At 32.7% G+C, this 23,255-nt stretch carries 13 protein-coding genes; 10 read left to right on the top strand and 3 right to left on the bottom strand.

What is annotated here, in order from left to right; all coding sequences use genetic code 11:
* Nucleotides 1-228: 228 nt before the first annotated feature.
* The 3 genes from ICJ84_RS08360 to ICJ84_RS08350 all read right to left on the bottom strand — a co-directional run bounded on the left by ICJ84_RS08360 (nt 229) and on the right by ICJ84_RS08350 (nt 5,608).
* Entirely contained in the window at nt 229-2,649 is a 2,421-nt protein-coding gene (locus tag ICJ84_RS08360; RefSeq protein ID WP_188215916.1) for a glycoside hydrolase family 95 protein, read from the bottom strand.
* 673 nt (nt 2,650-3,322) lie between these two features.
* A complete protein-coding gene (locus ICJ84_RS08355) occupies nt 3,323-4,795 on the bottom strand; it encodes a sulfatase (protein WP_241748725.1) in 1,473 nt (490 codons plus the stop codon).
* Nucleotides 4,796-5,044: 249 nt separating this feature from the next.
* A complete protein-coding gene (locus ICJ84_RS08350; RefSeq protein ID WP_188215915.1) occupies nt 5,045-5,608 on the bottom strand; it encodes an RNA polymerase sigma factor in 564 nt (187 codons plus the stop codon).
* A 123-nt stretch (nt 5,609-5,731) separates the two neighbouring features.
* Between ICJ84_RS08350 and ICJ84_RS08345 the strand changes: the two genes are divergently transcribed.
* From ICJ84_RS08345 to ICJ84_RS08300, 10 genes are all read left to right on the top strand, one after another.
* Nucleotides 5,732-6,862: a FecR family protein gene (locus ICJ84_RS08345; protein WP_188215914.1), complete on the top strand. Its 1,131-nt coding sequence runs from the start codon at nt 5,732-5,734 to the stop codon at nt 6,860-6,862.
* Nucleotides 6,863-7,077: 215 nt separating this feature from the next.
* The gene (locus tag ICJ84_RS08340; protein ID WP_188215913.1) at nt 7,078-10,359 is read left to right on the top strand and encodes a SusC/RagA family TonB-linked outer membrane protein; all 3,282 of its coding nucleotides are present in this window, start codon (nt 7,078-7,080) and stop codon (nt 10,357-10,359) included.
* Between the two features lie 18 nt (nt 10,360-10,377).
* Nucleotides 10,378-11,694, top strand: a complete 1,317-nt coding sequence (locus ICJ84_RS08335; RefSeq protein WP_188215912.1) for a RagB/SusD family nutrient uptake outer membrane protein — start codon at nt 10,378-10,380, stop codon at nt 11,692-11,694.
* Nucleotides 11,695-11,707: 13 nt separating this feature from the next.
* On the top strand, nt 11,708-12,526 hold the full coding sequence (locus ICJ84_RS08330; RefSeq protein ID WP_188215911.1) for a DUF4843 domain-containing protein: 819 nt from the start codon (nt 11,708-11,710) through the stop codon (nt 12,524-12,526).
* A gap of 22 nt (nt 12,527-12,548) precedes the next feature.
* Nucleotides 12,549-14,132 (top strand): PKD-like family lipoprotein, encoded by a 1,584-nt coding sequence (locus tag ICJ84_RS08325; RefSeq protein ID WP_188215910.1) that lies wholly within the window; start codon nt 12,549-12,551, stop codon nt 14,130-14,132.
* 22 nt (nt 14,133-14,154) lie between these two features.
* The gene (locus tag ICJ84_RS08320) at nt 14,155-16,740 is read left to right on the top strand and encodes a M60 family peptidase N-terminal accessory domain-containing protein (protein WP_188215909.1); all 2,586 of its coding nucleotides are present in this window, start codon (nt 14,155-14,157) and stop codon (nt 16,738-16,740) included.
* 13 nt (nt 16,741-16,753) lie between these two features.
* The gene (locus ICJ84_RS08315; RefSeq protein ID WP_188215908.1) at nt 16,754-18,100 is read left to right on the top strand and encodes a TlpA family protein disulfide reductase; all 1,347 of its coding nucleotides are present in this window, start codon (nt 16,754-16,756) and stop codon (nt 18,098-18,100) included.
* 130 nt (nt 18,101-18,230) lie between these two features.
* Nucleotides 18,231-19,649, top strand: coding sequence for a TlpA family protein disulfide reductase (locus ICJ84_RS08310; RefSeq protein ID WP_188215907.1), 1,419 nt, complete (start codon nt 18,231-18,233; stop codon nt 19,647-19,649).
* A gap of 13 nt (nt 19,650-19,662) precedes the next feature.
* Nucleotides 19,663-21,162: an aspartyl protease family protein gene (locus ICJ84_RS08305; protein WP_188215906.1), complete on the top strand. Its 1,500-nt coding sequence runs from the start codon at nt 19,663-19,665 to the stop codon at nt 21,160-21,162.
* 24 nt (nt 21,163-21,186) lie between these two features.
* Nucleotides 21,187-22,587 carry a redoxin domain-containing protein gene (locus tag ICJ84_RS08300; protein ID WP_188215905.1) on the top strand — a complete coding sequence of 467 codons (1,401 nt, stop codon included), beginning with the start codon at nt 21,187-21,189 and terminating at the stop codon, nt 22,585-22,587.
* Nucleotides 22,588-23,255: the final 668 nt, after the last annotated feature.

The following is a 23,255-nucleotide window of genomic DNA, read 5'->3' as shown; positions in this document are numbered from 1 at the left end:
AAATAACACTAAATTTAACCACAAATGAATAGATTTTGAGCACTTAGTTTACTATGCTCACTTTGACCCGCCGCGGGAGGCTCACTTTGTCCGCCCTATCCACTATTTGGTGTCCTGTAAATTTTGATGTTATTCTTTTCTTACTATGTTCGTTTGAAATTAATAATGACGGGATTAAATATTATTCTTGTTTTTGGTTGCTTCCATTTGCACAACTTTTACGAAGTCTTACCAGTTTAATTTAATTTTTTCACCCTTTTTAAGTTTAACAGTTTTATTAGTGTCTCCAAATACAACGTTGGTTGAACTATCTGTTTTTGCTAAAATCTCTGAAGAAATCAATACACCATCCTTCCATTCTATTGAAATTTCAAATCCACCGCGTGTGCAAACTCCTCTAATGAAACCGTCTTTCCATGTCTCAGGTAAAGCAGGTAATAGATATATTGTGTCGTTAGTAGATTGTACCAACATCTCAATAACAGCGGCAGCTCCACCAAAGTTACCATCGATTTGAAATGGAGGATGGGCATCAAATAGGTTAGGGTAAGTGCCGCCATGACCTTTGTGTTTTCCATCCGATTTATCGGGGTCTACATATTTAAGTAGTTCTCGGTACATTTTATAAGCATGGTTACCATCTAGTAATCTGGCCCAAAGATTAATACGCCAACCTTTTGACCAACCTGTAGTTTCGTCTCCTTTTATATTGAGAGTAACCTCAGAGGCCTCTGCTAAGTCTGGTGTTTCCCTCACTGTTATGTGGTGTCCAGGGTAGAGTCCGAATAAGTGAGATTGATGGCGATGCTGTGGGTCTTCATCCTCCCAATCATAGTACCATTCTTGTAAATTACCCTTTTTACCAATTTTGTAGGGATGCAGGTTTTTATTAGTTTCCACTACCTGCTTGATAAATGCATCCTCAATATTTAGTTCCTGTGAAGCATGAATAAAATCAATAAATAACTCTCTAATCATTGCTAAATCAGCTGTACCTCCATACAAAGTGGCTCCATGATATCCATTTGATGTAATGTATTTATTTTCAGGCGATGTTGAAGGCGATGTTATCCATTGTCCATTTTCATCTTTTACCATCCATTCCAGACAAAATTGTACAGCTCCTTTCATTAATGGGTATGCATAATCTCTAAGGTATGTTTTGTCTTGAGTAAAACTGTAATGTTCCCATAAGTGTGTTGCCAGCCATGTACCACCCATATTCCAGTTAGCCCAGTTAGGGTCGCCTTGGCCATAATCGCCTACGGGATTACTAAGTGCCCAAATGTCAGAATTTTGGCAGGCCGTCCACCCATTAACACCATAATAGGTTTTAGCTGTAATAGCACCTGTTTCTGCGACATTTTTAATATAACTCAGTAAGGGCTTGTGCAATTCTGATAGGTTGGCAATTTCTGCGAGCCAATAGTTTTCTTGGGCATTAATATTTAAAGTGTAATTACTGCTCCATGGCGGGCGCATATAAGGATTCCAAATACCTTGTAAATTAGCAGGAACTTCTTTGGTTCTTGATGAAGAAATCAATAAATAGCGACCAAAATTAAAATAAAGTTCTTCCAGGTTTTTGTCTTCCAAGCCATCATTATATCGTAATAAGCGTTCATTGGTTGGTATTTCAGGAATATCAGTGTTTCCTAAATCCAAAGAAACACGATTGTAAAGGTTTTGGTAATCTTTAATATGGCTTTCCTTTAAAGTTGTAAAGGACTTTTTACTTGCCTTTTGAAGTGTTTCCAAGGCGACAGCCTGATTATCGAGACCTTCGGTTACTGGGTTTTTATCAAATCCGTTAAAACTTGTAGCTATGGAGATATAAATGGTGGCTTCTGAACAATTTTTTAGTTCAATGGTATTGTTTTCAATAGATATATCACCATCTATATTGTCAACTTTAAAAAGTGTTGTAAAACGTGTGCCTCTATTTTCATCAAAGCGAATGGCATTCGGCATGTTACCTCTATAACTTGGTTCTGCGTGGTAAGGCGCATAACCGTCCACTTTTAATATGTCTCCTTCTTGCGTCACCTTATATTTTAAAAGGCTTTCAAATCCAATGGCACAATTTATGGTTTTTTCTATATCGCTTGTTAGATGAATAGCCATAATTTGGTCTGGATGCGATACAAAATATTCCCGCTGAAAAGTTGCACCATTGTTTTGATAATTCACCTTAGAAATTGCATTACTAATATCCAGTTCTCTATAATAATTTGTGAAAGTATCTTGTTCTTTAAAATTAATTAGCATAGTTCCCAAAGGAGCATAAGATTGCGTAAAAGGTCCTTGAATAAATTTATTTAAGGAATCAGCTAATTTGTAATTCTCATCATTTAATGCTTTTCTAACCGGTTCAACATAGTTATAGGCATTCAGGTTGTTGTAGGGATTAATAGGTTCCCCAGACCATAATGTAGCATCATTAAGATATATTTTTTCAGAATTCACGCCTCCAAAAATGGAAGCTCCCATTTTGCCGTTTCCTAAAACTAAGGTTTCTTCAAAATAGTCTGCAGGTTTGTTGTACCACAGTATATTACTGGTTTTGCTATATGGAGAATTAAGTTTTTTTTCTGAATAGCAAGAACATAAAAGGATGAGAAAACAATAACTTGTAAGTGTTTTGTACATAACATTGGTTTTAAAATTCAAAAGACTATGAAACAGAGAATTAATATTTAATTAAAGATGCTTTGTTAACTAATCAATTAAAAATCGAAGATATGTAATAAAATAAATGATATAAGAGCATTTCCTGTCCAAAATCTGTTAAATCATAATATGTCCATGCATTGGATTTATATATCCATGTAAAGATTGGCTTCTCCATAGTTTTACATGGAATATAAATTCCTGTATTAGGAGTTTTAAACATACTAGTTTGGTTGTTGGGGAGCTTGGAGAACCTTTTTTATAAATGCACTACTTAGAATACTACTTTGCTTTTTTTTAATTAAATTATATTAGAAGATAGAATAATAAAGCGCTCAGCAGCCATACCCAATACCTTAATTCATCAGGGCAATACTTTTACTTTAGTAACCCCTTTATTATTTATAATTTAATCTACTAATAAAAATGGTTAGCATCGGCATAAAAGTATTTATACTTAATAGAAAGGACTATTTTGTTTTTTGTTTATGTAAACAGATTCAAGAAGCAAACAATTTTGGATTGGCTAACCAAGGGAAGCAGGAAGATGTAGCATAAAAACATTTAACAAGGCAAAAAAGACTGAGCATTTCTACAAAGTATCCATAATCACCTGAAAAGCAAAAAATAAATTAAAAGTCTTGTTTGCTGACTAGTAAAATATTTCTTTATTACCTTTTTCTAATATTGGTATTAATTTTTCAACTATTTCCTTGTTGTCATTTGATATATTTTTGGACTCAAAAGGGTCACTGTTATGGTCATAAAGTTCAATAGTAGGTTCTTCTTTTCTATAATATTTCGTGAGTCTGTATCTGTTTGTGCGCAATGAAATTCCATCTCTGTAATATGAGTACGCTACATTATCTGTTTGCATATTCTTTTGTTCAAGGATGCTAACAAAGCTTTTACCGTCTAATGAATCAGGAAGTTTTATATTGCAAAGTTCCATAAGTCCTGGATAAATGTCTACCGTTTCAATAATGGAATTAACTGATTTAGATTTATATTTGTTAGGTACTTTTATTATTAATGGACTTTTTAGGGCGTTTTCAAAAATAGTATGCTTGCCCCACATTTGTTGGTCTCCTAGATGCCAGCCATGATCACCCCAAACAACTACTATTGTATTTTTATCCAAGCCTAGTTTATTAAGCTCTTTTAGAATATGTCCAATTTGGTTATCAATATAGCTAACACAAGCGTAGTAGGCGTGACGGAGTGTTCTTGCATATTGCTCAGATACAGGGTGATTTAAACTTGCTTTTTCTTCTCCTAGTTTATATCCGTTTAATTCACCACTTTCATGGAGGCTTTTTAAATTTACACCTTCAGGAATCATTGGATTTGGAGATATAGGTATTGAATCTCTGTCGTATAAATCCCAATATTTCTTGGGGGCATTAAAAGGTAAATGGGGTCTAAAAAAACCAATCCCTAGAAAAAAAGGTTTAGAACTTTTTTTAAGTTGATTTAACTTAGAAATGGCTAACTTCGTTGTTAATCCATCAACATAGCCTGTATCATTTACTACTCCTTTTTCGTATGGTTTTACTTGTCTTTTAAGACTTTGTCTGTTTTCACCATTTGCATAACCAAAGAAAGCATTCCATCCGCTTTTCCATTTTCCATAATCAAAATCTAATTCATCCCAGCTATTCGGTAACTCTTGTTTTGTTGAGGGGGCTTCATTGTAGCCATAAATGTAACCGTCTGCAGAATGGCTTATTTTACCTATGCCCACAGTATGATAACCATTTCTTTTTAAATGATGAATGAAGGTTTCAGGCGCGTCTTGTTCTTGTTTGTTGGTTAATGTAAGCTCCGTTATATCATTTCGTAGATAGTCTTTACTAATAGGTCGCATTCCTGTTAATAAACTATGTCTTGAAGCTCCACAGGTAGGAACATTCACAAAATGGTTTGAAAAAAGTACCCCGTCATGTGCTAGTTGGTCTATGTTGGGAGATTTTATTACTGTATTGCCATAGCAACCCAGTTCTGTTCGTAAATCATCTACAGCAATAAAAAGAATATTAGGAGGCATAGTCTCTTTTTTCATAGTACATGAGGAAAATAAAATACCAATCAATACTAAAATAGCAATGTTACTCTTATTCATCATAATTCATAATTTTTATTTTCAGGTTTTCTGCAAAATGGTTTTAGTTGAAATTATTTAAATTTCAAGAGGATTTTCAGGTTACGAAACTAAGATATTAAAATTTATATGTAGGGAGTTAGTTCTTTATTTTTTCATTTAAAAATGCTCATGAAGTTCAAATTTTATAAAATGTTTAATAGTTGTTTCTATTTGTGAAATGTGAAAAAGTTTAGTAAATAAAGGAAAAAATATAACAAGTTTTAAACTCCTCTAGTAATCTGCGAAAACAATAAAAAGGTAAAGTTCATTATCACCTTCAAAGCCTTCACGAATTTTTTGGTAGGCAATACGCATTTGTGATTCTACTGTTTTTTGTGAGATACCAAAATGTTCAGCTATTTCCTTATATTTTAAACCTTCAATTTTATTTAGTTTTAGAATTTCTCGACATCGTTCAGGTAATTCGTCGATTAGGAGTCTTAATTTCTTTAACTTTTTTTCTATGATATCTTCATCTTCCGTGATAAGTTGTAGACTATCATTTTTAAGCTCATCAATAAACGTTTCCTTTTTTTTAGTCTTTCTGCAATGGTCGATATACTTGTTATAGGCGATTTTAAAAAGATAAGACTTGGTTGATTTTGATGTGTCAAGCTTTTCTTTAGTTTCCCAAAGGGTTATGAACGTTTGCTGACCAATATCGGATGAAAGATCCTGATCTTTTGAAATAGTCAATACATATGCAACCACTCTTTTGTAGTAACGATCGAACAGTTCTTTAAAAGCTGTTTCATCACCTTTTTTAATAGCTTCAGAAAGTTCTATGTCGCTCATGATTTGCATATTTTCTTATTAAGAAGAATTATCGCGTGTAAAGATTAAAAAAAAATTAAAATTTATTTAAGGGTATGTTAAGGAAACTGCGTAATAGCTTAAAATTAATCAAAATAGACCGTTTTGAAAAATCTCATAATTAAATATTTAAGCGACAAAATTACCGAAAAAGAGTTAAGTGAATTAACAGAATGGTTAAAAAATAAGAATAACCAAAAAATATTCAATCAATATATTGGAGATGAATATAAAATAAATCTGTTATTATCTAAGGTAGATTCTGAACTCGATTATCAAAAGGTGAAACAAGCTATTGAAACCAAAGAGCCGAAAATAAGGTATTTATCTAAATCTTGGTTTAAATATGCTGCAATTTTAGTTTTATTACTAGGTGTAGGATATATGTTAAAAATGACTATGCTTAATAGTAGTAATGTGCTTATTATTAAAGATGAGCCAATTACATTGACTCTGCACGATGGTAGTGTTCAAACTTTAGATGTTGAAAAAGTAGAGCAATTATTTGATGATAACGGAAATGTTGTTATAGAAAAAAACAAAGATAAACTTTACTACTCTAACGACTCTGGAGTGGAAGAGGTTGTTTTTAATACATTGAAAATTCCGTATGGAAAACGATTTGAATTGACCTTGTCTGATGGAACAAATGTGTCTTTAAATTCAGGTACTACTATTAAATACCCAACCAAATTTATTAAAGGCAAGAATAGACAGGTTTATCTGTCTGGAGAGGCTTATTTCGATGTAGCTCACGATGAAGATCATCCATTTATTGTAAACGCAGAGGCCTTAAATGTTCAGGTATTAGGTACAGAATTTAATGTGTCATCTTATCAGGATGATTTTATCACTAACGTGGTTTTGGTTAAAGGAAAAGTGAGTCTTTCAGAGGAAGATGATGCTGAAAAAGTTAACAGTGTTGTGATTCTTCCAGGAACAAAAGGAGTCTTTAATAAGGAGCTTGGTTCTATAGAAACTTCAACGGTTAATACAGATTTATATACTGCTTGGATGCACGGGGAATTGGTGTTTAGAAATACCAGTTTTAATGATATTCTTAAAAAAATAGAACGTCATTATAATGTAAAAGTTATCAATAAAAATAAGGCTTTAAGTAAAGAGGTTTTTAATGCTCGATTTAATAATCAGCCAATTGATTCAGTGTTAAGTTATTTGAATGACAGTTATAATATAAAGTATAAAATAGATGAAGGGCAACTAATAATTAAATAAATTATATATGAGATTAAGAAAACTATAGAGTTAAACCAAAAACTAAACCAAAAAATAATTTATGTCGAAAGAGACTCGCTTTTTTCGATAGAACTATTAACTATAAACATATGCGAATGAAAATGTTGTGTAAAGGTTTGAAAAGAAAAAACTTTTTACCATGCAAATTAAGCTTAACACTTACATGCTTAGTTGTATTATTTAATTGGGGACTGATGCACGCAGACGCCAGTAAAATTCAAAAAACAAAAATTACTTTAAACGTTGAAAACGAATTAGTAAGTAATGTTATTGATAGAATAGAATCTATTTCAGAATACAGATTTGTCTATAATGTAAAGAATGTAAATCTATTGAGAAAGGTCTCTATCAATGTAACTAATAAGGATATTGAAGAGGTTTTAAAAACCTTGTTTCAAAATACTCATACTAATTTTAAAATTAGAGGAAGCCACATTGTTTTAAATGATAAAGAAGAAACTTCAGAGGTAGAAAATTTACCAATAAAACAAAAAATTATTACTGTAAAAGGTAAGGTATACGATGAACGTAAGCAGCCATTACCGGGAGCTACGGTAATGGTGAAAGGAACCCTTAAAGGTGTGGTTACAAACTTTGATGGAGAATATGCAATACAGACACCTAGAGGAGAAGTTATGTTATTTAGCTATGTTGGTTATGAAACCAAAGAGGTTAAAGCAGAAAGTGAAAATATAGATGTTCAACTGTTCCCAAATGTAGAGGAGTTAAACGAAGTTGTTGTAACGGGTATCTTTAATCGAGCCAAAGAAAGCTATACAGGAGCAGCTACTTTTATTAATAGAAAACAATTAGAAGAATTTGAAAACAGGGATATTTTAAGGACTATTAGTAATATTGATCCCGCTTTTAATATATCAATAAGCAATGAATTTGGTTCAGACCCTAACCGCTTGCCAGATATTAATATTCGTGGTACGTCTAGTGTGCCCAACAAAAGTCAGCAAGAACTTGATCAGCTTCAGGACAGTGAACGTGCCAATTTAAATACGCCACTTTTTATTTTAGATGGGTTCGAGATTTCACTTCAACGTATGATGGACCTTAACCAGGATGAAATTGAATCGGTTACAATTTTAAAAGATGCCAGTGCAACTGCAATCTATGGAGCACAGGGTGCTAATGGAGTTGTTGTTTTGACTTCAATAAAGCCAAAAGCAGGTAAACTTAATGTTACTTTCCGTTCAAATTTTAATGTTGAGGTACCAGACTTAAGGAGTTACGATTTGTTAAATGCAGGAGAGAAATTAGAATTAGAACGTCTTGCGGGTTTATATGATTCCGAAGATTTTAATCAACAACTCTTACTTAAGCGAAGCTATAATGATAAACTTAAATTGGTAGAGGAAGGGGTTGATACTTATTGGCTATCTCGACCTGTACAAACCGGATTAGGTCAAACGCATAATCTGAGTTTAGGAGGAGGAGATCCTGCCTTTAGATACTCTATGAATTTTGGTTTCAGAAAAACAACTGGAGCAATGAAAGGATCTGATAGAGAGAACTTCAATGGATCTATTAATATCACGTATCTATTAGATAATATCCAGTTTTCTAACATTTTGTCTATAGGCTTTAACCAATCTGAAAATTCGCAATATGGATCATTTTCGCAGTATGCAAACTTGAATCCGTATTGGAAGCCGTATGATGAAGATGGACAAATTCCAGATCAATATGGAGAAGGTGATCCTGCTTCAAGTGTCGTATTCAATCCTTTGTTTAATGCGCAATTAGGAGGGTACGATAAGAGTAAGTATACCAATATTAGAGAAAATTTTCAGTTAGAATGGTCGATTAATGATAATTTTAAGGTACGAGGTGTTTTAGGGTATACTAAAAACTTAAGTAATTTAGATAAGTTTACACCACCAAATCATACCGATTTCTATGGAGTGAGAGACGAAGATTCTCGAGGAAGATATTCTTTAAGTATTAGAGAGAATTCTACTTTTAATACACAAGCTACCCTAAATTTTGCTAAGGTATTTAATGATAAACATAAAGTGTTTATTGGTGTTAACGGAACGATGAGAGAAACCTCTTATGTTAGTTATGGGATTGGTGTAAGTGGGTTTGCTAATGATAGAATGGATTTTATCTCGATGGGAAGTCAGTATCTAGGAGATTCGCCTTCTGGAACAGAAGGAACAACAAGGAGTTTAGGGCTAACCTCTAATGCTAATTATAGTTACGATAATATTTACTTTGCTGATTTATCGTATAGGTTAGATGGAGCATCTTCTTTTGGTAAAAATTCAAGATTTGCACCCTTTTACTCAATTGGTTTAGGAGCCAATTTAAGTAGGTTGGCGTATATTAAAGAAAAATTGCCAGTAATTTCAAATTTAAGACCTAAATATTCTTATGGAGTAACAGGGTCTTTACAGTTTAGTCCTTATGATGCGTTAACAACTTACAATTATTTGACAAGCAACGATAGGTACGATGGTAATTTAGGAACAGCTATAAGAGGTATTGGAAACCCCGATTTAAAATGGCAAACGACCTTTCAGCATAATATTGGTTTAGAACTTGGGTTTTGGAATAACCTTATATCATTAAACTCAAACTACTATTACAAAAGAACGGAAGACTTAATTACATCGGTTACTTTGCCATTATCTAATGGGTATACAACCTATACAGAAAATTTAGGAGATGTACTTAACCAAGGTGTTGAGATTGATTTGTCGGCTAATATCATTAGAAATAATCCAAAAGGTTGGAATTGGTCAGTTCGTGGAGGTATTGCACATAACCGTAATAAGTTATTGAAACTTTCAGAAGCAATGAAATTAATAAGCCTTGCAAATGAACAGTACAATATAGGGAAATCAGAACCTAATGTTTTATACCGTGAAGGTGAATCAATGAATGCCTTATATGTTGTGCCTTCATTAGGAATAGATCCAGCTACAGGTAGAGAAATGTTTGTGAATTCTGATGGTGAAGTAACTTATACTTATCCACAATATAACCGTGTAGCTTATGGTATTATAACTCCAAAAGTAAATGGTAGATTAAGTTCTAATGTAGGTTATAAAAATTTTAGATTAAATCTAGGTTTCTCGTTTAAATTAGGAGCTAATCTTTATAATTCAACTTTAGCAAGTCGTGTAGAGACAACTGATTTTACAAAAAATGTAGATCAACGTGTTTACGATGGGAGATGGCGTCAACCAGGCGATGTGGTGCCATACAAAAGTCTTACGAGCAATGATCCAACCTTGTTAACGAGTCGTTTTGTTCAAACGGAGCGCACCTTAGCGCTTAATACGCTTAATTTCGATTACAGAGTACCTAATGCCTGGGTTAGAAAGCATTTAAAAATGAACAGATTAAATATCTCATACTCTACTAACGACCTGCTTTATTTTTCAACAATAAAACTAGAGCGTGGAACGGGGTATCCATTTGCATGGAGGCATAGTCTTGCTTTATCATTTGGATTTTAATCTTAAATACAGAATCTTATGAAAAAAATATTTTTATATATCATAGCCATATCGAACTTCTTGGTTTCATGTTCGGTAAATGACTGGCTTACAGTACAGCCCGAAGATACACTTTCTAAAGACGAAATGTTCGAGTCTAAACAAGGGTTTTACGATGCGCTTTTTGGTGTTTATACGCTTACAAGAGATAATTATGATCATAATGGTCGTTTAATGAGTGAATTTATTGAGCATTTAGCAGCACAATGGGAAGTCACCTCTGGAACGATAAATGAATCAATAAAGTTTCATGAGTACAGTTTGTTAGATGGTCAGATTTCATCAACATTTGGAGCTCAATACAAACCTATTGCCAACCTTAACTTAATGCTTGAATATTTAGAAACACAGGATTTTCTTTCAGATGAAGATTACAAGCTTATAAAAGCCGAATGTTTAGGATTAAGAGCGTGGTTACATTTCGACTTGATAAGGCTTTGGGGGCCAATTCCCTCAAAGGTTAATACAACAAAAAAGTATTTGCCTTATGTAACTGTACTGGGATATGAAAGGAATCTGGCTATCGGTTATAATGAATACATGCAATTGCTGCAAAGCGATATTAATGAAGCCGAACAAATATTTAACAACTACCCGACTCACAAAACTTTTAGGTTAGGTAAATGGGGGGTGCTAGCCTTACAATCGCGCATAAATTTATGGTTAGGAAATAAAGAAGCTGCTTTGGGCTATGCAAACACTATTTTAGACTTTGTAAAAACTGATAGTGATGAAACTTTTAAATTAGGAGCACTAGATAATATTGGTATTGAAGATTATCGTTTTAACCGAGAGCATTTGTTTGGCATTCATGTAGATTTTGAAACGACCTTGTTTAATAATCAATTATATAATAATACAGCTTATTTAAATGAATTATATGAATATTCAGGTAGTGATATTCGTTTAGAGCTATGGGAAGATCGTAAAGTTACAGGTTTAGCAGAACCAGCTAAAAACCCACTGAAATATACTGGACAAGAAGGTTCTGTCCCAATTATACGACTTTCAGAAATTTATTTAATAGCTATGGAGTGTGGAGATTTGACTAAAGCCAATGAGCTTTATGAGGAGTTTGCAGAATCCAGAGGAATTGGTTTTGTAGAAATTACCAGTATATCTCAATTAAATGAAATTCTTTTAAAAGAATATAGGAAAGAGTTTATAGGAGAGGGCGTATTGTTTTATTACTATAAGCGCAATGATGTTTCAAGAATACCTAGAAATCCCGAAGTATGTAATGACGATTGTTATGTACTGCCTTTACCTAGAAAAGAAATTGATGTTAATGGATAAAACAAATAAGATGATGACAACAAAAATATTGAAATATACGGCAGGGTTATTTGCAATCTTAATTGCAGTAACATCGTGCAGTGAAGACGCTGTTGAGTCTTGGAATGCTCAGGATTATATTCATTTTGATAGCAATTATGAAAATTTCTTTTCCTTCGTTTATGCAGGATCTGAAGTAGAAAAAGACACCGTCAAGTTTAGATTAAATATTGCAGGGAACCTGTCTTCAAGAGATAGAGTATATAAAGTAAATCAAGCCAAATCTTATGGTTTTATTTACGAACAGGACGAATTTGGTAATGTTGTAGATTCTGCATTTATAGAATTACCTAATCAAGCTAAAGCGGGTGTGCACTTCGAAGATTTTTCAAATAAAACCTTTGTTGTTCCTGCAGACTCCTTAGGAGCAGATTTTGAGGTGGTGTTGTTAAGAGATGCATCACTAAAAGAAAATGATTATTCATTAAGTTTAGAAGTCGCAGAGACCGAGGATTTTAAACCAGGTAACGCTCCTACTCAAAAAGTGAATCTTGCAATTTCAGATAAGATTATTGAACCAGAATTGTGGACGAACTTTGCGGTTGGTAATACAACAGTATTTACGGTAATGGGCTACTATGGAAAAGTAAAACATCAGCTGTTAATAGACGCTACAGGACAGCGTTGGGATGATAGTTTTATTGAGTTAGAGCTTACTGAAGAGTATTTAGGATTTTATAAAAATCTAGCCGTTCTGGAATTAAATAGAATTAATGAAGAACGTGAAGCTCAAGGATTACACAAATTAAGAGAAGACGATTCCAATCCAAATTCAGAGGTGTATTTCTTCTAAAGTAAAAAAAATAAAAAGTAAAATGAAAAAAATAATATATATACTTAGCGCCTTGCTTTTTGCTTCTTGTTATGAAGATACTGGAAATTATAATTATACAGAAATAGAGGATATTACTATAGAAGAAGTGCCAAGTCAGTTAGGGGATTTAATTTTAATAGAAGATACCATTAAAATTAATCCGGTTGTAGGCCCCAAAGCCGAATTCGATAATAATAATTTCAATTACTACTGGTCTTTAAAAGAAGGCACAGGAGGTAGTGCTAAGTTAGTACGTTTTGCCTTCGAGAAAGATTTGGTTATGCCAGTTACTTTAGCAGGTGATATTACTTTAATGTTTGAGGTGGAGCATAAAGAAACGGGCATTATCAATTATCAAATAGTCAATGCTAGAGGAGTTTCTAAATTTTCCAATGGGATGTATCTATTAAAGGAGACCAGTAATGGTAAAACCGATATTGATATGATTGGTTTAGATAGTCAAACGGGGGAGCCTACAACATATCCAAATTTAATTAGTGTCCTTAACAACGGAACGGGATTAGATGGTACCCCTGTAACAATTGATTATTGGGGGTACAGAAAAGAAGATTATGAAAATGCGCAATTGGTAGCAGTACCCGCTTTACGCATCGCTTCGAAAGAAGATATTATGGTTATCGACACCAATGAGTTCGGTGTGCTTGGACAATTTGAAGACCTTTTTTTAGGAGATGTTCCTGCTGTTCGTAATATTCAAAATTTAAAATCGATTAATGGTAACACCACGTTAATAAATGATGGGAAAGTTTATGCATTTTCTAATTATTCCAATGGAATAGTTGCTGGTGAAGTTAAGGAATATGGAGGGAACAAATTTTTACCTGCTTTGGTGGGCGATTATTACATGGATAATGATATTGCTTGGGCAGCCAGAGATCAGGCGAATACTTTTTTAATGTACAATACTGTTGATGGTCATTTTAAATATACTATTACAACAGCTTCAGAACCAAGAGATGTTAGAGAATATCCAGGTTTTACAGACTTTAAACAAGACTTTAATGCTAATCTTTTGTTTATGGAATCTATAGCTTCAGGAATTTATGGATATAATGTTTATGCTTTACTTCAAAATAAACAAGATCCCGAAGTTTTGACGATGCTTGATATAAATGCTCAAAACATTAATGGAGGTTATGTGAGATTAAATAGCAGTACTTCACTTGCCGCTAGTGATTATAGGATAGACGATGCTTCCATGTGGTGTGTACACCAGCACAGAAAACAAATTTATTTTGTAGCAGATAATAAAATCTGGAAATATGATGCTGTAAGTAAAACGGAGCAGATGATTAAGGAATTTCCTGGTGAAGAAATTACGCATATCGATGTTTTAAATGAATGGTATACAGTCACAGGAGGTATCATCTTACAGCTTGAATATACAGATTTTATTGTAGCTACAAGCACAGGAAATAATTATAAATTATACAAGTTCGATATGGCTGCAGGAGATATAATTGAATCGGAGCCATACTTTACAAGTACTGGAGAAGGTAAGGTTACAGATTATATCTATATCAAACCATCAACAACACCTTTTTGGATGCGAACAAAATATTAGTAACTAACTAGAAGAATAAAAAATGATAAAGAAGTTATATATATTATCAGTTTTAGGGTGTTTGCTGGCTATGTTCAATAGCTGTGACGAATCCCTTTCAGAAGATACGATTAGAGATTTTAATCTAGAATTATCTAGAGATACCTTATTATTTAATGTAGGTGGAGGTATAAAATCTGTTGAAATATTTACCAATCAGGATGCGTGGACAGCTGAATATGATAATACGGACTGGTATACTGCAAGCGAATATAGAGATGCCGATGGTTATGAAATGCTTACCATTGAAGCAGAAAGCAGTGATGAGCTGGAAACCAGAGAAAGTTTAGTAAACATTACAGCAGGACCATACTCTAAAGAATTATATATTATTCAGTTAGGTAATGCACCTTCTATTATGTTTGAAAATGAAAGAGTTGAGGTTGATAAAGATACAACAGTGGTTGATATTAACTATGTAGCTAATATAGATTTTACGATTTCTAATGCTAGTACATGGGTAACAACCGAACTGATTGAAGATATGGGAGAAACAATTCTGCGTTTAAAAATTGGTAAGAATGAAACGGGAGCTAATCGCGAGTATGCCTTAATGTTTAATCAGGTTGGTGGCGAGTATACTGCTGTGCTTAACGTAGTACAATCGGCAACCTTATCTGGTTATGAACCAGCAAGTGTTGACGAAGTTACAGGTAATAAGAAAATACCTGTCATTTCAGGAACTTCCTCATCTACATTGGGCGATTTCGATATCAGTAAGTCTTTTGATGGTGATTATATGAGCTATTTTCAGTCAGATTACCAGGAAACTGAAAAATTAGAGTTTTCATATAAGTTAGATGCTGGTGATGATATGCTTAACTACATCGTATATTATCCTTCGGAGGAAGCACAGAGCCAATCTATGAGATTCGGTAATATCTATGTCAAAAAAGTAGGAGAAGATACGTTTACTAAAGTATTGTCTATGCAGTCATTCTATCAAGCAGATCCTAAAGTGTTTGAATTTGCTAATCCTATTGAAAATGTAGATGAAGTAAAATTTGAAGTGGTATTATCGTTTGCTCCATCAGGAACAATTCCATCGGTGTCTTGTGCTGAAGTTGAGTTTTATACATCTGCTGTGATTTACGATAATATTTTTACCGATATTACATATAGCGAATTATTACCTGATGTAACAATTGATGCTATTTTAAATATTGATAACGAATTCTATAGAAATATAGCAAAGCATTTGTTAAATGGAACTTATGAATATGAACGTATTTTAGATTTACAACCAATACAAAGCGATAGAGTAAATGCCAAAATCAATAAAGCATCTTTATATGAATATGCTACAGGTATTTATTTTGAAACTGGTCAAGATGTAGTTGTCTTTTGTGGGGAGCAATCAGGTGCTTCGCCGAGTTTAATTGTTTTAAATACAAATGGAACTACTCAATATCCATTAAAAGAAGGTGTTAATAAAATATCCGTTGCTCATGGAGGGAAAGTATATGTTAACAACCCGACAGCTTTAAAAGTTCATATTGCAAGCGGTATCTTAGAAGGTGTATTCAACAGTAACAATATTGATGATATTCAAAATTTAGAAGCTCGTGATTATAATGTAGTTGATATTGTAAGTGAAAATTATCATTTGATAGCGCCTTTAAGTTATGCACAAACCACATTAGCTAATATCGTTAATGCAGGAACAAATCTCGATGCCTTTATTGCAAATGCAAAAACATTTTACGCGGTTAATGAAGGGGCTTATATAGTTAATTCTAAATTAGGAATTGTTTTAAATGAAACCGATTTAAATTTAGGATCTGTGGTTAATTTAACAACAAATCAATTAGAGACTTTAGTAAATTATACAACAGGTTATGATGAAACCGTTTTTAATGTGTTAGAAGCTATAGGGGAAGCTTACGAACCTTATGTTAACCGAGCTTGGACTCAGGCAGGGGTATCGGCTAAACTGTTTGCTTTAGATTATTTCTACTACAACGGAGGTTATTCGGTACTTAAACAGAACAATATTTATGCTCAGGCATTTCAGGATATTATCGTAACCGATTTAAATTATAATAATGCTGAATCTGTTTGGTCTCAAGTGGTACCACTATGGCAATTAAATTATTACGCTAAAGAGTTGTTGGGAGTGTCTGATTACTATGCCCAAATGGCAACTAAAGTTAAAGCCTTAAGTTCGGTATCGACTAATTACACGACACATTTAAAAGCATTCACCACAGAAGTACTTAATTTAAATTTTAATGGCTTTTTTAATGTTTGGAATATGGGAACCACAACAACAGCAATTGTAGAGGAAGCGCCTGCAGGTTTAGCTTATTTTGCCGAGGATAATAAAGCGGCTTATATCACGCCAGCCGATGTCATTCAAGGGTCATTTTTTCCAAGTTTGGGGGGGTATCCTACTTTGTACGGCTATAAGAATGTGGTGGCTTTAGAAGTTTATAATGCTGGATTTTTGGCTCATGTGGCTATTGTTGGTGATGGTGGTAGCTTCTATAAATTAACCTGGCCTGAATTTAAATCAAATATGAAAATAGTTGCTATAGGTTCAAAAGGCGACAGAATTCAAGTAAATTAATTAAAACAATAAAATGAAATATTTTTTAAATCTAAGCTTAATCTTTTTTGTAATAGTTAATGCTTATGCAGGAGGCAAAACAGATAAAAAGCTAGAAATTCAAATTACATCCCAAGTTGATGCGGAAATCGTTCAGGTTTTCCGCATTGAGCAGGGAGATAAAATTATTGTAGATGAATTTCCATTAAAAACAGATGGAAACAGAATTTTTAAAGACACCGTTGCACAGGCATTCTATGTTGTAAAGTTTAATAGGGTAGAACGTAAAATATATGGTAAAGCAGGTGAGCTAGTAAAATTAATAGTTACCGATAGTACTATAGATTATGTGAAACCGAATAAAGAAAATAAAATTTTAGATAAATGGTATAATCTATCTAAAGAAGCACGTCGATATTCGGTAAAATATCATGGTCTGGATAGTAATGAACTTTTTAAAAGAACGCCTTTTTATGACAGACAACGAGCTTTAGAAAGTGCAAGTGAAGATTTTCATAAACAAATAAGTAAGTACCGTGGTGATGATTATTTTAAAAATGCCATGCATTTACTTGTGGACACAGAAATGACTTATTTTAAAGTATTTTTTATGCAAATACCACTTTTAGGGTATTATGATAAAAACGAATTACCTGAAGATTTATATGGCTCTATAAAAAACGAAAAAAGGTTTTCAGATCCTGGGCTTTTAGAGGTGTTCGAATATTTATTGCCATATGGGAAACTTTATTCTGGTTGGTGTCAGTACAAAGATTATACAAAAATGAAGCCAACCATAGAATATTTTGCGTCCCCAGAGATTAAAGTAGCCTATCTTTTAGGTTGGGCTGAGATGGATAAAAGTGGGGTTGAACTAGAGAAGTTAGAAAAGAAATATTTGCATTTGTTTAAATCCGGTTATTCGTTGCAGAGACTTAAAAAGTTACAAGAACAATTTGCTTACCTTAAAGATTCTAGTAAAACACCAAATTTTGAGTTTCAAAAGTTAGACGATGAAATTGTACCATTATCTAATTATTATGGTAAACTCATTGTTATAGATGTTTGGGCAACCTGGTGTGGACCATGTATGAAAGCAAGACCAGATTTTGAAGCTTTAGCTGAAGAAATGAAAGATGAAGATGTAACCTTTATAGGGGTTTCTGTAGATGATTCAGATTTAAAATGGAAAAAAACAGCTTCAAACTCACATTGTGTTGAGTTGCGAGATAAAGAAAAAGCATTTTCAAAAGCTTATGGCCTAACCACTATCCCTCGGTACATGATTTTTAGTAAAGAAGGAGGACTTCTTGTGAAATCGGCACCATCACCAAAAACGAGTGATTTAAAGAAAGAAATTTTAAAACACTTAGGTAAATAGTAATTTTTAAGTTAATCAATTTAGCACACTCTATAGTTATAACTATTATGATAGTTATAGGGTGTGCTTTTTTTTCTAGAATTCTTAAAGATTCAAAACTTCATATGCAATCATAATCTAATAGTATATAATGAAAAGAATTTTAATAGTTTTTGTAGTGTTAATTTCTGTATGTAAGGTGTCTGCTCAGGATGCAAAAATTTTGGTGCTTGGAACTGTAAAGGACACTATGCATATTACAACATACAGGTATATAGAAAACAGAGCAAAAGCTTTTAGTGAGTATATTTTTGATTCAGGTAATAGTTCAGAACACACTATAATTATTCCAGAACATATATGTAGTGAGCGTCTGTATTTTTCTTGTAATAAAGATTATACATTATTAGAAGTGAAGCCAGGAGCAACTATTGTAGTAAGTGCAGATGACAATAAAATGCATTTTTCTGGAGATTATGCTAAAGTAAATAACTATTTGTATCAATGGGTGAAAAACGATACAGCATCATTTTCAAATGTTTTGAATTTCAGATTAGGAATTAAAAACTACTACAATAAATCACATTATAGTTTTCCTGATAATTTTTTAGATACTCAGGAAGCCCAGTTAAAGATAGCTTCGCTTAACAAAAATGGGGTAAAGGAATTAAAAAAAGCAAAAATAAAAGATAAAGATTTTTTAAGCCGTCAAACGGTTTGGGTTAAAAATTTAGGGCTTCAAATTGCATTGGAAAATTACAAATACGCTGTTAGTAAGGGGATATCCTTGTCTTCAGATTTTTTAGAACTCTTTAAAGACTGGACTTTTGACGATGCAGCTCTTATAAGTCATCCTCAAGGGATACAACTCATGGAAGACTTTTTCGAAATGCAGGAACAAGAATTTGGCATTACACGTATTGTTCCAAACAGATTGGCCAAACGTGCGGCATCTATTAAAAATCCTGTTTTAAAAGAGTATTACGTACTACATCAGTTAAACGTATTTTTAAGAGCAGGAGTTTCTTTTATGATTGCTGATATATATAAAAATGCGGCACCAAGTATTACTTCTTCAGCGGGATTAGAAACATATAAAGCCATGAAAACACGTGTAGAAGAGGTTGATCAAATGAATATGACCGGAGTTGAAGCTTATAATTTTAATTATGAAAATGATAAGGGAGCGCGCGTTAAGTTAAGCGATTTTAAAGGCCAATATGTGTTTGTTGACTTATGGGCAACTTGGTGTGGCCCTTGTATTGTTGAAATTCCTTATTTAAAACAATTGGAAAAAGAACTTCACGGTAAGAATATTTCATTTGTCACTATTTCTTTCGACGAGCAGAAAAATAAGCAAAAATGGAAGAGCTTTTTAAAAGGTAATCGTATGGAGGGTGTGCAATTAATTACAAACAATGGAAAAACAAATCAGATTAAAGCATACTACCAAATTCATGGTATTCCTAGGTTTCTGTTAGTTGATCCAAATGGGAAAATTATTTCGGCTAACTGTTTGCGACCTTCAGATTCAGGTCTTAAGGCATATTTAAAATCAATATTATTATAACTAATTCTTTTAAATGAAATTACAAAATTGGGTTTTAATTGTCCTTTTAGGACTAGCGGTTAATAGTTTTGCTCAGGACTATAGTAAAGAACTTAATACTCTTAATAACTATAAAGCCTGCTTACTTAAAGCAGATAAGAGTTTAATTAAGAATTTTATTTCCGAAGATTTCAGATTAGGAGTTTATCAACATCCTCAGGCAAGTACGTTTTTTAGTGACTTTATAGATAATGTTGAAAGACCAACCGATATTTATTGGGATGAAATTAGCGGAGATAAAGAAAAATCTAATTGTCAAGTCCATTATGTTTTTGGTGAAAAGGAATTGATTTCTAAAGTGGTGTTTTCTGAAGATGGAAAGCTATTGTATTCAGATTATTTAGATCAAAAAGGATTCAATTTTAATCGTTATGGTAAATCTGAAAAAATAGCCACATTTCCCTTTACTTACGATCGTGGCTCGATTATTTTAAAAGCGAAATTAAATAAGTCAGATAGAGTGTTGAACATGATGTTCGACACGGGAGCAGATGGATTGGCGTTAAAAGCTGATTTACAGGAGGAAATGGAGGTTGAAATTACCGAAAAGCGAAAGGTATTTGTACCAGGAGGAGAGATGACTGTAAATTTTTCAGCGGGCAATACTTTAACAATTGGAGATTTTACATTGAAAAATCAAAATATGGTAATGTTTTCTAAAATTAAACCTGGTCTCGATGGTATTATAGGAGGAGCTAATCTTTTCAGAAATTATATTACCGAAGTGAATTTCGAACGACATGAAATTATATTGTACTCATTTGGTGTAAATGACTTTTTTAAAGAGTACAATGCGACTACATTTAGATATTCGGAAGGGGTTCCAACCATTCCTATCACAATTGCTTCGGAAGGAAACACATTTGAGTCAGAATTTATTTTAGATGCCGGAGCAGGGTATCAAGCTATCATGTTTGGGTCAGGAACAAAGCATCAAGATGAAGATTTGTTAATAAAAAGTATGAAGCCCTTGTTTAAAACATATAACGTAAGTGTGGGGCATAAATCACCGGTTCAAATCGGTTTAGTCGATAGCATAAACTTCGCTGGACTAACCTTTAAAAATGCTAGTCTAGCTGTAGAATCGTATGAAGAGCGTAGGCATAAAGGCCATAATGCGTTTGGGTCAATAGGTATTGAGTTTCTTAGAAGATTCAATTGGGTTATTGATTTGAATACGTATAAATTATATACCAAAAAGAATACAGAAACCGTATTGCCATTAGATTTTGTAATTGAAGATTATTTAATAGGTTATATAAATAATGTATTAGTGGTAAAACGTAATTTAACTACAGAGCAAGGGACAGAAGCAAGTGAAACAGATCCATTAAAATTATGGGATAGAATAGTGACCATCGATGGAGTATCTGCAAAAGATTTAAATGAAGCCTTAGTTTCTAAAATTAAGGAAAAGGAAACGGTGAAACTTCAGGTTTTTAGAAAAGGCCAACTCATTGATGTTGAATTATAGTTAATGATTTAAAAAAAGTTGATAATGAAGATAAATGATTTTCTTGTAGGTCTTATAGTGATTTCATTTGTAGGGTGTTCGGCAAGGCACAATATTACTAATGTAACTTTAGAGGAATTAAATCAAATGGCCCCTGAAGAGGCTAGTAAGACAATTAAGCACCTTTTAAGAAGTAAAGATGAAGATAATTACAAGGTCTTACTTAGTTATTATAAAATGTCAGGAGATTCAATTGCTGAAGCGCAATTAATTGAAAAGGTTATAAAAAGGAAGCCAGATAGTGAGTTAGCTATTCAAAGCAGAGTAAAAAGGATATGGTTACTTGATAATGATGAAGAGAGGGAGTCAGCTTTCGAGAACTTGAGACTAAATCATCCAAACTATAACTTTTCAAAAGAGTATTTTAAGCTTGCAATCAATTTTATGTTTAATGATAATATATCAAAGGCTTTAGAGTATGGTAATAAAATTGATAAGAGTGATCATTTAAGATATTTTTTCGTAAATCGTATTACAACTAAAATTTCAAATACTAATTCTCAAATTAATAAAATAGATTTTCTTAAAATAGAGATCAATAATATTGAGAATCATTACAGTGGTAGTAAGAAGCAACAGGTTTTAAAAGAAAGTAAATTAAACTTAGTAAATGCGCTAGAGGAAAGCAACAATATAACAGAGGCGCTTAAATCATTAGAAGATTTATATTTTAGTTTAGAAGGTGATGAAAAAAGTTCATTACAAAGTGTTTACGGAATAATGTTAGCAAAATGTAATGAATATGAAAAGGCTATGCCTATCTTAGAAAATGTTGTTGTAGATGGGTTGGCAACCGATGAAGTTAAAAAATATTTGAAATTGTCTTATGAGGCTCTAGGAAAGTTAGATTACCAATCATATGAGCATATGCTTATGAATCAGTTATCTAATAAAACTCATGAGGAAATAATTGAAAAAATAGTTAATGAGCCTTGTCCTAAATTTGCTTTATTAGATACTGAAGGCAAAACGGTTAAGCTAGAAGATTTTAAAGGAAAGACTGTTGTTTTAGATTTTTGGGCTACCTGGTGCGGACCATGTAAGGCTTCATTTCCAGCAATGAAAGAGGTTGTTGAAAAGTACAGGGAAAATGAAAATGTGAAGTTTTTATTTGTGCATACTTTTGAAAAGGATGAAAACCCATTAATATTGGCTAAAAATTATTTAGAGGAGAATAATTATAATTTTGAGCTTTATATGGATTATAAGAATGTAAAATCTAAAACTAATGAGGCTGCCAAGGCATTAGGTATTCAAGCAATTCCAACAAAAATCATTATCGATCCAGCGGGTAATATAAGATTTGTAGTCACAGGAGGAAGCATAGCAACTGATAAGGTAGTTAGCGAGATGTCTGTCGTAATTGATTATATTACATTTAGTTAAATTGTATTTAATGAGCTATCCCCAATGCGACTGCACCTTATGTTTAAGCCTAAATCAATTAAAGGTAAGTTTAACTAAAAACTCTATTACCTATATTTATCATAATAATACAAAAGTAACCGAATTTTATTAATTTTTGAATGTTGGTGAACGATTCGGTGAATTGTAAAATTGGACAATCGGCTGAAAGCGTTAATAAAGAGCTGATAAAATTTTAGCTTCTTTTTGGTATCGTGACGAAAGGTGTCTTTTTGGATTAAATAATTATTTGATTTTTACTATTTTAGTCTTAGCCGGGTTCATTTCAAATCGAATATAACGCTGTAATATTAGGTGTTCTTTTTACAGCGCTATTTTTTTATATATAGATGGGGGCTTATTAGAATGGAAAAAGAATAGTTGTTAACGTTTCAGTTTAATTAGTGGCTATTACACGTAAACCTTTAAGTTGAGTTTGTTTCAGCCATACCTTAAGGCCATCAAATTCTACTTTAGAGACTTATTTAAGGTCAATTTTATAAATAAAAAGATACAGTACTAAAATGGTTTAGGTTTAGTATGTGTATAGTTAAAAATAAGCCAATTAACAGCTGTTAATCGGCTTATTTTTTTGCATAATTTGTCATAACAGACAGAAGCATTAACTATTCTCTTTTTCTAATCTGTTA

This window comes from Aestuariibaculum suncheonense (assembly GCF_014596935.1).
Lineage (GTDB): Bacteria > Bacteroidota > Bacteroidia > Flavobacteriales > Flavobacteriaceae > Aestuariibaculum > Aestuariibaculum suncheonense.
Note: the sequence above shows the minus strand (reverse complement) of the source record. Positions and strands in the feature narration are given on the sequence as shown.